Here is a 15,339-nt window from a genome sequence, read left to right as displayed (position 1 = left end):
CGCAAAAATAGTGAAAGTGAACATATGCAGATTGTGAATCTGTGACAATAGGAGGAGTGTATAATGGCTAATAAGGAACAACAGAAGGCGAGCGCGCCAAAAGTAAAACGCAGTATAGGTACAACGCTGTTGCTGATTCTGCTTCCAATTATTGCAATTGGTATTGCAGGAATCATTGTATTTATTTCCTATAATGCAAGAAAGATTATCACAGAAGTATCTCTTATGGATTTACAGGCTGAGGGCCAGTACAATTCATTGAGATTAGGTTCAAACATCCAGATGCTGACAGCGAAGGATGGACAGTACTGTGATACATTGGAAAATGTTTACTTTGAGGACCATGCAGCAATGCTTCGTTATGTGGAGCCATCTGCAGATTATGATGCAGTAGATAATACTGGTATTTATATTGGTTTCTCAGATGATTCATATTTCTTTGCAAATCATCAGGTTCAGCCATCTGACTGGAGACCAACAGAACGTGGTTGGTATGCAGAAGGCAAAGACCAGGAGACATTTGTATGTACAGAACCATATATCGATGCCAATAATGGCGAGCTTTGCGTAACATTTGTAAGAAATGTCAACTGCGCAAATGGCGAGTTTGGTGTTGCAGCCATTGATGTGTTCTTGACAGCATTACAAGAGGACGTTAATGCACTTACACCAATGAAGACTGGTGGTTCAATGGTATTAGATGGGGACTATATTATTTCTTACTTTGACACTGATTTAAACGGTACCTTGGTTTCAGAGTCAGGAAGTAAATATCTTGAAAACGTAAAGGCTTATGTAGAAAGTGGAAGTGACGAACCTGTAGTTATTAATCAAGATTCTACAAATACAGATTACTATGTAGCAGCAGCAACTATTCCTGGAACTACATGGACACTTATTTCATCAGTAGCAGTGGATGATGTTATGGCAGAAGCAAATAGCTTTATGCTTATATCACTTGGAGCTATGATTGCTCTTATTATTGTAATTATCGCTGTTATTCTTATTACAATTAAAAAGGTTATTACAGCTCCAGTTAATGGCCTTTCAAATAGCATCCTTAAGATTTCTGATGGTGACTTTACAACAAAAATGCCAAAGGACAACGGAGATGAAATTGGTCTTATTAGCCGAGAAATGACCCGATTTGTAGAGATTATGAACGGAGCGATTGGTTCTATTCAGGGCCGTGCGGAACAACTGCAAGAGGATTCTGAAAGCTCAAAGAATGCGTCTAGTAAGATGAGTACAGAGGCTGGAGACCAGTCAGTATCAATGGGCCAGATTCAGGAGACCATGGACGATATTTCAAATGCTGTTGGCGAGCTTGCTGAAAATGCAACAAATCTTGCTCATGCAGTATCTGATTTGACTGATAATGGAAATAGCACAAACGAAACCATGATGGCTCTTGTAGACCAGGCAAAGATTGGTCAGGAAGATATGACAGAGGTTCAGCGCAGCATGGACAACATCAACGAATCCATGAGCGAGATGAATGATGTGGTTGTAACTGTTGGAGATTCTGCTAAGCAGATTACAGATATCGTTCAGATGATTGATTCTATCGCAGAACAGACCAACTTGCTTTCACTTAATGCTTCAATTGAAGCAGCCCGCGCTGGTGAAGCTGGTAAGGGATTTGCAGTTGTTGCTGATGAGATTGGAAAGCTTGCTCAGAACTCACAGGATGCAGCTAAAGAAATCGGAGATATCATTAGACAGATTACAGGACTTATTTCTGATTTGGCTGAAAAGTCACAGAGAAACATGGATTCTATCAATGCAAGTGGTGAGGTTGTAGAAAAAGCTGGCACAAGCTTCTCTAAGATTTACGAAGATCTTAATTCTGCAGCAGCAGTAATGCAGAATATGATAGGAATGATGGGCGAAGTTAACGACATCGCATCATCTGTTGCAGCTATTTCAGAAGAGCAGTCAGCAAGCTCAGAAGAAATCACCGCTACAATCTACACATTGACAGAAAGTGCAAACCAGATTGCCACAGAAAGCCAGGGCGTAGAAAACGTAGCCAACTCAGTATCAGATTCTGCACTTGCTATCAATGATGAGCTTTCTAAGTTCAAGATTGAAAGTGACATGCCACAGGAATAAAGCGAATAGTATAAATGTAAAAGGATTCAGAAATCATGGATTTCTGAATCCTTTTTTTATTTTATAATATCCTCATACTCCACTCTGATAATTTTAGAAATATCTTCTACTGCAATTTTAACCTGGTGGCCCACCTTACCTGCGGAAAAATATATTTCGGTGAAGTTTTTTGCAGAGGCATCGATGACTGTGGTAAAGAATTTCTTCATGCCGATAGGAGAGCAGCCTCCGTGTACATATCCCGTAAGTGGGAGTAAATCCTTCTGTTTGAGCATTTCGATAGATTTTTCAGAGACAGCGCTGGCTGCTTTTTTTAAATCAAGTTCAGCTGCTACAGGAACTACGAACACATAGTGATTGCCAGTTTTGCCTGTTGTAACAAGTGTCTTGAATGCCTGGGTTGGGTTTTCGGAAAGCTTATCAGCTATCTCTTCTCCAGAAAGTCCATCGGCATTCTCAAGTGAAAAATGTTCATAAGGAATTTTCTTCTGATCAAGTAATCTCATTACGTTTGTTTTGTCTTCTTTTTTAGCCATATATATGTAAACTCCTTTTGTAAAAGCAAAAAAATACAAAAAATATTTTAAATCATAGGAATAAAATTCACAAAATGAAAAAATTTATGAATTATACTCTAGTATGACAGTTATTTCATGTGGTACAGTTAATAATATATCACATATTAGTATGGAGGACACAATAATGGGTGAGGCAAATGAAAACATGAGCATCCAAACAAGACAGATGTTCGAAAAAAACAGACTAGCTAGATATTGTGGAACAATCACAGCCATGGCATTGATATTTTTCAATGTTAGAGCACTGGTTGTGACAGGCATCAATGTGCTGGATATTGTCAGATTGATAGTGGCAGTAGTTGATATCATTTTGTTCCAGGTTTGCTTTAGTGCATTTGGGGAGAAGTATCGTTATAAATATTGTGTAACATTATCAATGGTAGCGCTTTTCTTAATGACGATTATCCGTCCTAACGATGAGCACATGTATGTTTTCATGTATGCCATCATTTTGATTGTAATGATATACGGTGAGGCTGGAACAGTTAGAATAGGTGTTATTATTGCAAACTTTAGCTTACTGCTCTCGGGAATAAATGAGATTTTAAGAGGTAATCTTGAAGTAAGCGAGCTTATTACACAGATGGTTTTCAGTTTGATTGGTTGTACAATCGCAGTTATCGTTTGTAAGCAGCAACGTCGTCAGACAACAGAGACTCTTGATACTATTAAAGAGCATGCAGAGGATATAAAAGAGACATCAGAAACAATTGTTGATTTGGCAGAGCAGCTCAATAAGAAATTTGAGGAAGCTAATGAAGTTTCTACAAACCTCAACGATTCTATGAATACAGTTGATGATTCGGTTGCAGAAATTGTTGAAGGTACAAAGAATATTGCAGAAGCTATTGAGAATCAAACAAACAAGACTGCAATCATTCAGGAAAGCATTCAGTCTGTTGGCGAAGAAGCTACAACAATCGATGAGGTTTCAAGCCGAGTAGAAGATTCTGTAAATGAAGGTGTTGACCTTATTAACCAGCTTAAGAGCCAGGCTGAAAAGGTTGCAAATATCAATGTCGAAACAAGCACAACTACACAGGCTCTTAACGATAGTATTCAGGATATCCAGGGTATCACAGAGACAATCCTTGGTATTTCAAGCCAGACAAACTTGCTTGCTCTTAATGCTTCAATCGAGGCAGCTCGTGCAGGCGAAGCTGGTAAGGGATTCGCAGTAGTTGCTGATGAGATTCGTGCACTTTCAGAGAGCACTCGCGAGGCTACAGAGGAAATCGCAAAGATTATCGAGCGCCTTACATCTGATGCTCGTTCAGCTGCATCTGCAATGTCAAAGTCAGCAGAGTATGCTAACAAGCAGAACGAACTTATTTCTGAAACAGGTACAAAGCTTGATACTATCAAGGAAGGTACTGATGAGCTTCGTAATGGAGTTGTTCAGGTTAAGTCTTCTGTGGATGAAGTTATTTCAGCAAACTCACAGATTATGGATAATATCACAAATCTTTCTGCAACATCAGAAGAGGTTGCAGCAGCTACAGATACAGTTGGTTCTGTCAGCGAAAACGCAATGGATGCCCTCCACGATATGAACGATACTCTTGAGGTAATCAACCGCATCGCTCGTGAGATGGAAGAGATGGCACTCAAATAAGAAAATATATTACAGACCAGCTCTTATCATTAGGGGCTGGTCTTTTTTTGCCAGAAAACAGACATTGTTAAAAATTTATTGTTCTTCTGAAAAAAAGATGGTAATATATGGTTGCTACGCTTTACGCAAGGTTTTACTAGGAGGAGACCCGTCGAGGCTTCTACCAAAAGGAGGAACAAATGCAAAGCAGAAATTCTAAGACCTATGAGCTTGTGCTCACAGCGTTATTCACAGCCATTATTGTAGTAATGGCTTCAACACCACTCGGATTTATTCCACTTGTAGTTATTAATGCAACAACACTTCATATTCCAGTTATCATTGGTTCTTTATTCTTAGGACCAAAGAAGGGCGCATTTCTTGGAGGCGTATTCGGACTCAGCAGTTTCATTAAGAGTTCAATCGCACCAGCAGCATCAGCATTCATCTTTTCGCCTGTAGCTGCGTTGACAATGCTTCCACATGATTCAGTTGGAGCAGCACTCTTAATCGTATTCAAGAGTACATTCATCGCTATCGTACCAAGAATTCTTATCGGTGTGGTACCTTACTTCGTATACGTTGGTATCAAGAAGGCAATCAGCTCTGATAAGAAGGCTGTAGTTGGTTCAATTATCAATGCAGTTGTGTCATTCATTCTTGGATTTGGCGTGTTCGCATTCTTTAATAAAATGATTTCAGAAGGCGTACTTGGAATGTCAGTTTCAGTTGCAAGAGTAATCGGTATCGTTGTTGGTATCGCAGCATTCGCTGGTATTGAATACCTTTTCATGAACAAGGATGCAAAGGCTCTTGGCTTTATCACAGCTGGTATTGCAGGTGCAATGACAAATACACTTCTTGTTATGGGAAGCATCTATCTTTTCTATAAAGTTCCATACGCTGAGCTTTTACAGATTGACCCAGATGCTCTTATGGCAGTAATCGCTGGTGTTATCAGCTTCAATGGTGTTATCGAAGCTATCGTTGGTGCCGTAATTGTTTATTTAGTAGGCATCGTACTTGATAAGATTCAGCCAGCAGGTGTATATTCAGATAAGGCAATGAAAATCAAAGCTGTAGCTTCTGATGATTCAGTAAAGCAGGCAGCACTTTAATGTAAACAACTAGGGAGAAATAAGCGTAAAGTAGCAATCTAGTTAGTAGTTTTCGGAGGTATCAAAAGGATTATGTTAAAAGGTAAATGTGTAGTCCTTGGAGTAACAGGCTCCATCGCAGCATACAAAATTGCAAGTCTTGCTTCGGCACTTGTAAAATTGGGAGCGGATGTAAATGTCATCATGACAAAGAACGCCACCAATTTCATCAATCCAATTACCTTCGAGACTCTTACTTCAAATAAATGTTTAGTAGACACATTCGATAGGAATTTTCAGTTCAACGTTGAACATGTGGCACTTGCCAAGAGAGCCGATATATTTATGGTGGCACCCGCTAGCGCCAATGTAATTGGCAAGATGGCCCATGGCATAGCAGACGACATGCTTACTACAACAATTCTCGCAGCAAAATGCAAAAAGCTTGTCAGTCCAGCTATGAACACAAACATGTTTGAGAATCAAATCGTTCAGGACAACCTTGAAACACTTCGTAAATACGGATTCGAAATAATCGATCCAGCTAATGGATATTTAGCATGTGGAGATACAGGGGCAGGCAAGATGCCTGAACCAGAAGTACTCCTTCAATACATCATTCGAGAGCTTGCCCACGAACATGATTTGGTTGGCAAAAAGGTGCTTGTTACGGCAGGCCCTACAGAGGAGGCAATCGACCCAGTTCGCTACATCACAAATCACAGCACTGGCAAGATGGGATACGCCATCGCCAAGGCTGCCATGGAGCGCGGCGCCGATGTCACACTTGTGTCTGGCCCAGTTGCAATTGAGCCACCTATGTTTGTAAACGTTGTTAATGTACGAAGCGCTGCTGAAATGGCTGAGGTAGTTAAAAACGCGGCCGGGGAGTGCGACATTATTATAAAGAGTGCAGCAGTTGCAGATTACAGACCTATCAATGTTGCAACGGAGAAGATAAAGAAAAAAGATGGTGAAGCTAGCTGTATAGAGCTTGAGAGAACGGAAGATATTTTGGCATACCTTGGTGCCCACAGAAAAGAAGGACAGTTTATTTGCGGATTCTCAATGGAGACGGAAAACATGCTTGAGAATTCCAGCGCTAAGCTGAAGAAAAAGAACGTGGACATGATTGTCGCCAACAATCTACGTACACGGGGGGCAGGCTTCGGCACAGACACCAATGTGGTAACTCTTATCACGGCTGATGGTGCCAAAGAGCTTCCAATCATGACAAAAGAAGAAGTGGCACACGCCATTTTCGATGAAATAGTAGGGAGATAATAAAATGGGCAACCCTTAAGTGGGTTGCTCATTTTTTAGGTAGTTTACTTTTGTGGGTTAAGTGAAAGCTAAGTTAAAAAACTTGATGCATTTCTAATTCTAATGGACTACAATAATGACAATAGATGTTTTACAAAAGGGAGGACATTTTATGGGATTTTTAATTGTTGTATTAGTCTTAGTTTTGATTGCAGTTGGATTTGGAATCCGCATTGTACCACAGGGATACGTATTTGTCATTGAAAGACTTGGTAAGTATCACAACACATTGGTGCCAGGTTTCCATGTAATCATTCCATTCATTGATCGTGTTGCAAAGCGTGTTTCATTAAAGGAACAGGTTGCAGATTTTCCACCACAGGATGTTATCACAAAGGATAACGTTATCATGAAAATCGATACTGTAGTTTACTTCAAGGTACAGGATCCAAAGCTTTATGCTTATGGTGCTGAGCGCCCAATCCTTGCTCTTGAAAATCTTACAGCTACTACACTTCGTAACTTAGTTGGTGAGTTGGAGCTTGACCAGACACTTACATCTCGTGACAACATCAACTCAAAGATGCGTGTTATCCTTGATGAGGCTACTGATCCTTGGGGTATCAAGGTAGGCCGTGTTGAGCTCAAGAACATCATCCCACCAGAAGAGATTCAGCGTTCAATGGAAAAGCAGATGAAGGCTGAGCGTGATCGTCGAGAGACTCTTCTTGAGGCAGAAGGTCACAAGCAGGCATCAATCACTCGTGCAGAAGGTGATAAGCAGGCCCTCGTTCTTAAGGCTGAGGCTGAGAGAGATGCTGCTATCGCAAGAGCAACAGGTCAGGCTGAGTCAATCCGTCTTGTATACGAGGCAGAGGCTCGCGGTATTGAAATGCTCAAGGAAGCAAACATGGACGAGAGAGTTCTTCTTATCAAGAAGCTTGAGGCTCTTTCAAAGCTTGGCGATGGCCGTGCTACAAAGATTGTAGTTCCTACAGATCTTGCAGGCGCTGCATCAGATCTTACATTCAAGACAGAGATGCTCGGTTTTGGCAACAACACTCCAGTAGACAAGGCTCCAGCATCAAAGCCAGTTGAAAAGAAGGCTGACCCTTGCTGCAACGATGGAGAGAAGAGTGCCACAACACAGCACTTTGCAACAACACATACAGATTTTGAAGGACAGAATTAATCCTATAAATCATAAATAGAATGCAAAAAGCCGCACAGCACCGCTATGTTGTGCGGCTTTACAAATGTTTAAATGGAGAAATATATGAAAAAGAGTTTTATATGCCTAATGATTGCTACATCAATGGCATTTGCTATCACGGGCTGTAAGAAGGATGAGGCTAAATCAGAGGTTTCCACTCAGGAGAAACAGACAGAGGAAAAGACTGAAACCACAACTGAAGAAGACAAACAGCTTAATGATGAGTATTATTTTGAATCAGATTATGACACTGATATTTTCTATACTGTCGACGTCGATGGAAATAAGATGAACACCTATGACAGAAGCGTTATTAAGAAGATTTTAAAAGACAATGGCTGTGATGAAGATGCAACGATTGAAGCAATCCATGATGGAAAGATGTACTTAAGACAGTATGCCACTGATGATAATGGAAACAGCACATACGAATTCATCGCGCTAGATTTAAGCACAGAAAAGGCTGATGTGTTCTTTGGAATGGAATCAAGCTATTGGGCTAATTACTCAGATTTTTATGATGGAAAATTGTACATTGCTGGCATAAACAATGATGCTGAAAAGTTTAAGGAGTTCTGCTTTGTTCCATCTGACGATGGCAAGATGACAGAGGATAAGGATTCTGAGACAGAGATTGACGGATATTCAGTGGACACAAATGATAGCGGTAGAGGAGACTGCATTGCCAGAGAAATAGATATGTTCGGCTATGTTGAGTTGTCCTCATATGATTATGAGAATAAGCGGTTTGCCACAATGGATGCCGAAGGAAACATCACTGAGCTGAATGCCCTTAGTGGCAATGCCTCATATGTGATGGCCTACAATGACAAAGTTATTATTTATGACATCGACGATGGTGACGATTACAAAAGCACGTCATATGTCTACAATATTGAAATTGGCGAAGCAAAGCAGTTTGGCGATGCTGAGTCTGTAATAGTAATTGGCGTGACAGATGACAAGGTATATTACACTACCACAATCGAAACTGACCAGTACAATGTAACTACAAAAAAGATTACAGAATACGATGCGGTAGCAGATACCTATAGTGAGATGTACGAAAGTGAGTTTGCGCCAGGAGCTTCATATGCTGATAATGTAATTTTTAGAGCAGGAGCACCATATGTAATAAAGTTGGAAGGGGCCGATGTAAAATGGTACAGAGTAGATGGAGCTGACAAGCTTACAGATATCGACATATTAAGTGATACAATCCAAGCATACGAATACGGCACCATAATCTACGGAACAAGCAATTTTGTCTGCCCATATTGCGGCACACCTTTGTATTCATGCTATGCAGAAGCATTTGTGCTTGATGGCAAGTACTCACCAGTGGCAGATCAGATTAATGCAAAGCTGAAAGAGTATATGGATGGCCAGGTTTCTTATGAGCCGGAGTCAGTTGCGGAAGCAGCAGAAACTGACTGCGAGGACCACAAGGAATATCCAGACATATACCATGAGACAGATACATATGATGTTTCAGGTGTGAATATCATAAATGACAGGTATCTCATTGTGGACTTTAATGGATATTGGTATGGTGGCGGCGCCCACGGCATGCCTAGCATGTACGAGTACATCTTTGATTTGCAGACAGGCGAGGAGCTGACATTTGCAGATTTCTATAAAGGCACTGAGGAAGAGTTCAAGACCTTGGTCGCTGAGAAGGTTCGCCAGGATTACCTGGAAAACAGCACAGACGGCGATAATGGCGGATATTTTGCAGCCACAGACCAGGATGCCTATGACACTGCGTACGAATATGCATCTATTAATTCAGGGAATGTTGCATTCCAGGATGATAAGGTTCTAGTATATTTTTATCCTTATGATTTAGGTTCATACGCAGATGGCTTCAAGTTCTATGAGTTCTCATACCAGGAGCTATTTGGAACAGCAACAATGGTTAGATAATCAATTAAGTAGCAAAATTGTACTTATTCAAAAACAATTAAAGTATTATATTGCTACCTATTGACAATCAAATAAATAATTATTATGATGAATACAGTTCTTAGATAAGGAGAGAAAAAAATGAACAAAGGACTTAGAAAGATTTACGACGAAGTAGGTCAGGCAACAGGTTTACGCATAAATGAGCAAACAGAAGTATTAATGGGAGAAGCAAATGGATTCCATCTAAAAGTTGATATGACAAACAACAATTACATGGTATATGCTTCAGTTCGCAAGAACGGTCAGCTTCCAGACAAGGAATTGCTAAAGAGCATTTGCAAAGCAAATAAGGGCATGATGTCTCTTGGTGTTCAAGGTAATTATGTAATTGCAACTGTCAGAGGCATGACAACTAAAAAGGTCATCGAGAACCTCATCAATGCAATAAAGGCTTTGACAGAAGCATTCAACATGTACGGTTTTGAGGATGTTTGCGAATCTTGCGGCAAGCCTCACACAAACTTAGGCAGCTATTGCGTTTCAGGTAGCGTAGCATTCCTCTGCGATGAGTGTTACACACAGGTGACACAGTCATTGCAGCAGAGTGAAGTAGAAATGAGCAACACAAAAGAAAGCGTTGTTGCGGGAGTTGTAGGAGCTTTCCTTGGTTCAGTTATCGGCGTGATAACAATCATTATTCTTGGTCAGCTGGGTTATGTAGCAGTTATTTCTGGTCTCGTTATGGGTGTATGTACTGTAAAGGGATACGAAATGTTAGGTAAAAAGATGAGCACAAAGGGCATCATCATTTGTTCAATCGTTATGATTATCATGACATACTTCGGAGAGAAGCTTGATTGGATGATCACCATGATGACAGAGGCAGACTTCTCATTATCAGAAGCTTCCTTCTATTTCTGGGATATTTTGGAATACGCAGATGCAACATCATCATTCATCGGTGATCTTGCTCTTGTATACCTCTTCACAGCAGGTGGCGCAGTTCCAACAATCTTGAATGTTATCAAAGCTAGAAAGCAGGCATTCACTTCTTATCAGATTGGATAAAAACAAGATCTATTCATCTTAAAAAGGAGACAACCCCTTATTTTCAAAAGAAAAAAGGGGTTGTTTTTATTATTTGGGTTCAAACATTTGCACTGTTTTGGAAACGGAAATGCGAGCTTGCGAATAAGAATTAAATATTTTATAATAAATTACAGGTTAGTGAAAATATTTTCAGTGAAAACATTTTCACTGAAAAGCAATTCAGCATAATGCAATAGAGGTAAGAAAGATGTTTGTAGGTAGAGTTGAAGAATTATCTAAACTAAAAGAACAATTAAATAGTAGAGATAAGGCTGCCATACTGATATATGGTAAACGTCGAGTTGGAAAATCTACGCTTATCGCAGAAGCATCAAAAACATTTAATGGCAAAGTCATAAATTATATGTGTGTTCAATCCACACTAGATGGCAATTTGACATTAATGTCTAGGAGTATTTCTATTGCTCTTGGAATTCCTGAAATCAAATTTCAAACATTGAAGGATATATTCGATTATTTGGGAAGTCAGGATGGGTCATTTCTATTTGTAATTGATGAATATCAATATTTAAAGCAGGCTGGAAAGAAAAATGAAATTGATTCTTACATGCAGATAATAATAGATACGCTTCCTAGTAATGTGAAACTCATTATGTGTGGTTCATATATCACAATAATGAAAGAATTAATGGAAGAAGACAATCCATTATTTGGAAGATTTACAGAGATAATGCACATAGAAGAGTTCGACTATTACGATGCTTCTCTATTATATCCTGAGGCTGAATCAAAACGTAAATTCGAAAATTATGCCATATTTGGTGGAAGTCCATATGTGCTATCTACAATAGATTCTAAAAAATCGATAAAAGAGAATATAATAAAGCTGCTGCTTCCAGAAACGAGTATTTTAAGAACATACATCGAAAATGTAATCTTGAAGGAAATTCAAAAGGTGTATGATATTAGGATATTCCAGATTATTGGTAATGGTAGCAAGAAGTATTCAGATTTAACATCAGGATTAGGTGGGGGCGGCAATGGGCTTCTAGATAAGCAATTAAAGAATTTAATTAATATGGAAGCCATAGAAAAAATTGCCCCAATAAATAAACTAGATGATAAGAAAAAGCAGTTCTATGTTATTTCTGATAATCTTATGAGATTCTTTTTCACATATATTTTTGGAAATGATATGGTTATTAAGATGCTTGGTGAAGAAGTATTTTATGAAACATATATAGAAAAAAGTATAGATGAATTTATACAGAGGCGTTTTGAAGGGATTGTTGTTCAATATTTCAAAAGAAAAGTTAGATCTCGTTCAATAAAAGGAGTTCTAAATATTGGTTCGTACTGGTATGACGACCCTAAAGAAAAAAAGAACGGACAATTTGATGTGGTTCTACAGAAAGAAGACGAGTATCTCATTTATGAATGTAAGTTTTTTAACCGTAAGATGACGTTAGAGGAGTGCGAAGATGAGGAGAAGCAAGTAAGAAACATTGGAAATCTAGGTGTTATAGAATTGGGGTTTGTCAATCTAAACGGCTTCGAATTTGAAAGTAATAAATACAGTCTAATCGATGGTGAGATGTTGTTATTTACTTAAGTCTAAGCTTTTGGTAGAAAGCATATTAGAAAGTTAATTAACGAAAGAGTCTATCTATTTAGTTGGATAGGCTCTTTTTTTGTGCAAAACACTGAATCGGACCAGAAACGTTATAAATTACTTGCAATATATAAGTTTATATATTAGTATGTAATGGTTTTGTGCCGTTTAAAAAAATCAAAAAAATTTTTTAAAATTTTTAAAACCTAATGCATATTTCAATCGTCATATAGATATAAAGGACGAAAGGAAGTGAATTAGGTTGAAGAAAAAAGACCCCTGAGCCAATGAGAATATTTTATTCATTGGTAAAAAAAGAAAAGAGCTATTACAAGGCTCCTAAAAATATTGTAGAAAAAATATTAGAAAAAGTTTTATTGATTCATGGAGGAAGATAAAAATGATTAAGGATTTTAAGTTGAGTTTATTGGTTGCAGCTGTTGCGATGTTTGTGAATTTAATGATTCTCGTTATTACAGATGGTATTGGTATTATTCAGGACAAGATAGATACAATTATTGTAGTATGTTTCGTTATTTCTATTGTGGCATTGGTCATCGCTGGAGGTTTAAGACTCTTATTAACTGTTGCACAAAAAAGCTTTTTATTTGGATTGATGATTCCTGTTTTTCCTATTAATTGGATACTTGGTTGTATTGCTGCTGTAGTAGTACTTGGTTTCTCTTTAATGTTCCCAATTGTTCCAGTATTACTAAACAAAGTTTTAAACAAAATTGATGAGTAAAAGCTGTTTGAATTAAGGAGAGTGCAATATGGATTTGGAAAAAGCCGTAGAACTAGCAAAAGAAAATAATAGTGAGGCGATTGCGTATTTATATGAAACTACATATAAGAATGCGTTTTATGTTGCTTTAAAATATATGCAAAATGAACATGATGCATATGATGTTGTTCAGGATTCATATATCAAGGCATTTAAAGAACTAGGTCAACTAAGCAGTGCAGACAAATTTACATCATGGCTTAGCACGATCGTAGCCCATAAGGCTTTAGATGCAAAAAAGAAAAAAGTTCCAACATTTTTCTCTGAAACTGAAGATGAGGAAAGTGGAACAGATATTAGCGACACTTTTGAAAGTGATCGAGTTGATATTAGCCCAGAGTTGGCTATTGATCAGAAAGAGACATCTCGCCTCATTAATGAAATGATTTCTGATTTAACAGATGAGCAGAGATTTTGTATCACTATGTTTTATATGGAAGACATGTCTGTTAAAGAAATTGCTCAGGTTTTAGGTGTTTCTGAAAACACCGTAAAGAGTCGTCTTAATTATGGACGTACAAAGATTAAGGATAAAGTTATTGAGCTTGAGAAAAAAGGTACAAAGCTCTACGGCTTACTTCCACTTGCATTCTTTATTGCTCTATTCAAAACAGAGGCACAAGCTTGCGAAGTTACAGTACCTTCTGTGGAAAGCATTCTTTCTGCTACAGGAGCGAATGCATCTTCAACAGGAATCACAGGTGGCAAAATTACTACAGAATCAGCTGCAAAGGGCGGATTAAAAGTAATGGGCAAAACTGTTTCAATGAAAGTAGCTGCAATAGCTACAACTGCAGCTGTTGGCGTTGGAGTAGTTGGAGTTGGAATAGCTATAAATAATGATAATGATTATGACTATCAAAGAATTTATATAGACTTTGATGGTGATGATAATTATACGGAGTATATATTTGATTATGAAATGTATGCAAATTATTGCCTAGCATTCACTGATAAAGATGAAACAACACGTGTATTTTTATCATACGAAACACCTAACAACAAAATTTATGCAAAAATGTATGACAACAATATTTGTTTCGCAACAGACGTAGATGTTAATGGCAATTATTGTGTATGGCTTAGCTCATATGAGCCTGATATGGAATACAATTCGATGTACAGTTCTAGCACTGGTGAGATTTGCGGTAGTTTATTAGAAGAAAATGAGTTTTGCACAATTATTGCTAGAGATTTATATGAAAAAGATTTTGATTATACATCATGGGTAGATATAACTGAACTTGGAACAAAGGATATGTCATCTCATAAAGCATATAAATATTCTGTGAAACATCAAGATGAGTGGCTTGAACTGATTGCTGGTACAAATGAAAGTATTTCTGAATATGATACCGAGGATGATGAAGTAACAACAGACAGTGATGTATTACCAGATACGGAAGAAGTTGACAGTACAGATTCTCCATTCAGTGGTAGTTGGACTACAGATTATCCTGGTGCTAATGCAGGTTATGTTTTTGATTTAGATTTTGATAATAATGAATATACATCTGGAGATGCTTATGGAGTTATTTCATACATTGGAGATAATCAATATAGGGCAACGCTTAAAGGTTATTCAGATGGTACTACCACGAACATAGACGAAGGTATAATTTATATTTCTGAAAATACTGACGGAACATTAGAAGCTAAAACAGACTTAGATACGTTTATCCTTAAGAATGTAAATACTTTTTCGTGGGATGATTATGATTACACGATTACACCGACGGTTGGTACGTATTCTACAGGCTCAGTATATAATACAGAAAAGGATGATATAAAAATAATATTTAGCACAGAAACATCTGGCGAGATATACGAAAATGGAAATCATGGAAACTTTACACTAAAATCGGAAGATGATGAATTATATTCTTTTACATTTGATAACGGTGAAAGTTTTGATGCAAATATATCACCAACAGACGATGTAGTCATAACATATCATTATACTGATTTACAACGCTATGGGATTGAAAGTACAGATGTAAAATCTTTCCATTTTTATACTCTAGTAAGAGAAAAATAACAGCATTAGGCTAGATATGATTGGATTAGTTAGTTATGGTCATTTCAAAGAAATGACTATTGGGTTGAATATACTTAAAGGAGTAAA

At 38.0% G+C, this 15,339-nt stretch carries 11 protein-coding genes; 10 read left to right on the top strand and 1 reads right to left on the bottom strand.

Annotation, left to right across the window (positions count from 1 at the left end; translation table 11 throughout):
* Positions 1–63: 63 nt before the first annotated feature.
* On the top strand, positions 64–2,115 hold the full coding sequence (locus E7274_RS03200) for a methyl-accepting chemotaxis protein (RefSeq protein ID WP_304173664.1): 2,052 nt from the start codon (positions 64–66) through the stop codon (positions 2,113–2,115).
* Positions 2,116–2,171: 56 nt separating this feature from the next.
* Here the strand turns inward: E7274_RS03200 and ybaK are convergent, their stop codons facing one another.
* On the bottom strand, positions 2,172–2,651 hold the full coding sequence (gene ybaK, locus E7274_RS03195) for a Cys-tRNA(Pro) deacylase (RefSeq protein WP_304173662.1): 480 nt from the start codon (positions 2,649–2,651) through the stop codon (positions 2,172–2,174).
* Positions 2,652–2,817: 166 nt separating this feature from the next.
* On the opposite strand from ybaK, the gene E7274_RS03190 reads away from it, so the two are divergent.
* The 9 genes from E7274_RS03190 (at position 2,818) to E7274_RS03150 (ending at position 15,252) form a co-directional block, all read left to right on the top strand.
* Positions 2,818–4,308, top strand: a complete 1,491-nt coding sequence (locus tag E7274_RS03190) for a methyl-accepting chemotaxis protein (protein WP_304173659.1) — start codon at positions 2,818–2,820, stop codon at positions 4,306–4,308.
* A 179-nt stretch (positions 4,309–4,487) separates the two neighbouring features.
* Complete coding sequence (locus tag E7274_RS03185) at positions 4,488–5,405, top strand: ECF transporter S component (RefSeq protein WP_304173657.1); 918 nt, start codon at positions 4,488–4,490, stop codon at positions 5,403–5,405.
* Positions 5,406–5,477: 72 nt separating this feature from the next.
* Positions 5,478–6,668, top strand: a complete 1,191-nt coding sequence (coaBC, locus tag E7274_RS03180) for a bifunctional phosphopantothenoylcysteine decarboxylase/phosphopantothenate--cysteine ligase CoaBC (protein ID WP_304173655.1) — start codon at positions 5,478–5,480, stop codon at positions 6,666–6,668.
* A gap of 151 nt (positions 6,669–6,819) precedes the next feature.
* Positions 6,820–7,839, top strand: coding sequence for an SPFH domain-containing protein (locus E7274_RS03175; RefSeq protein WP_033152236.1), 1,020 nt, complete (start codon positions 6,820–6,822; stop codon positions 7,837–7,839).
* Positions 7,840–7,923: 84 nt separating this feature from the next.
* Positions 7,924–9,786, top strand: coding sequence for a hypothetical protein (locus tag E7274_RS03170; protein WP_304173653.1), 1,863 nt, complete (start codon positions 7,924–7,926; stop codon positions 9,784–9,786).
* Between the two features lie 120 nt (positions 9,787–9,906).
* Positions 9,907–10,836, top strand: a complete 930-nt coding sequence (locus E7274_RS03165; protein ID WP_304173652.1) for a hypothetical protein — start codon at positions 9,907–9,909, stop codon at positions 10,834–10,836.
* A 229-nt stretch (positions 10,837–11,065) separates the two neighbouring features.
* Positions 11,066–12,430, top strand: a complete 1,365-nt coding sequence (locus E7274_RS03160) for an AAA family ATPase (RefSeq protein ID WP_304173649.1) — start codon at positions 11,066–11,068, stop codon at positions 12,428–12,430.
* A gap of 400 nt (positions 12,431–12,830) precedes the next feature.
* Complete coding sequence (locus tag E7274_RS03155; protein WP_304173647.1) at positions 12,831–13,175, top strand: hypothetical protein; 345 nt, start codon at positions 12,831–12,833, stop codon at positions 13,173–13,175.
* Positions 13,176–13,203: 28 nt separating this feature from the next.
* A complete protein-coding gene (locus E7274_RS03150; RefSeq protein ID WP_304173645.1) occupies positions 13,204–15,252 on the top strand; it encodes a sigma-70 family RNA polymerase sigma factor in 2,049 nt (682 codons plus the stop codon).
* Positions 15,253–15,339: the final 87 nt, after the last annotated feature.

Origin of the sequence: Pseudobutyrivibrio ruminis, from assembly GCF_015057245.1 — a bacterium.
GTDB lineage: Bacteria > Bacillota > Clostridia > Lachnospirales > Lachnospiraceae > Pseudobutyrivibrio > Pseudobutyrivibrio ruminis_E.
The sequence above is the reverse complement of the archived record's forward strand: the minus strand, read 5'-3'. Positions and strand labels throughout refer to the sequence as shown.

Coding starts and splice junctions, on each gene's coding strand:
- E7274_RS03200 (WP_304173664.1), top strand. CDS start 64: ATGGCTAATAAGGAACAACAGAAGGCGAGCGCGCCAAAAGTAAAACGC.
- ybaK (WP_304173662.1), bottom strand. CDS start 2,651: ATGGCTAAAAAAGAAGACAAAACAAACGTAATGAGATTACTTGATCAG.
- E7274_RS03190 (WP_304173659.1), top strand. CDS start 2,818: ATGGGTGAGGCAAATGAAAACATGAGCATCCAAACAAGACAGATGTTC.
- E7274_RS03185 (WP_304173657.1), top strand. CDS start 4,488: ATGCAAAGCAGAAATTCTAAGACCTATGAGCTTGTGCTCACAGCGTTA.
- coaBC (WP_304173655.1), top strand. CDS start 5,478: ATGTTAAAAGGTAAATGTGTAGTCCTTGGAGTAACAGGCTCCATCGCA.
- E7274_RS03175 (WP_033152236.1), top strand. CDS start 6,820: ATGGGATTTTTAATTGTTGTATTAGTCTTAGTTTTGATTGCAGTTGGA.
- E7274_RS03170 (WP_304173653.1), top strand. CDS start 7,924: ATGAAAAAGAGTTTTATATGCCTAATGATTGCTACATCAATGGCATTT.
- E7274_RS03165 (WP_304173652.1), top strand. CDS start 9,907: ATGAACAAAGGACTTAGAAAGATTTACGACGAAGTAGGTCAGGCAACA.
- E7274_RS03160 (WP_304173649.1), top strand. CDS start 11,066: ATGTTTGTAGGTAGAGTTGAAGAATTATCTAAACTAAAAGAACAATTA.
- E7274_RS03155 (WP_304173647.1), top strand. CDS start 12,831: ATGATTAAGGATTTTAAGTTGAGTTTATTGGTTGCAGCTGTTGCGATG.
- E7274_RS03150 (WP_304173645.1), top strand. CDS start 13,204: ATGGATTTGGAAAAAGCCGTAGAACTAGCAAAAGAAAATAATAGTGAG.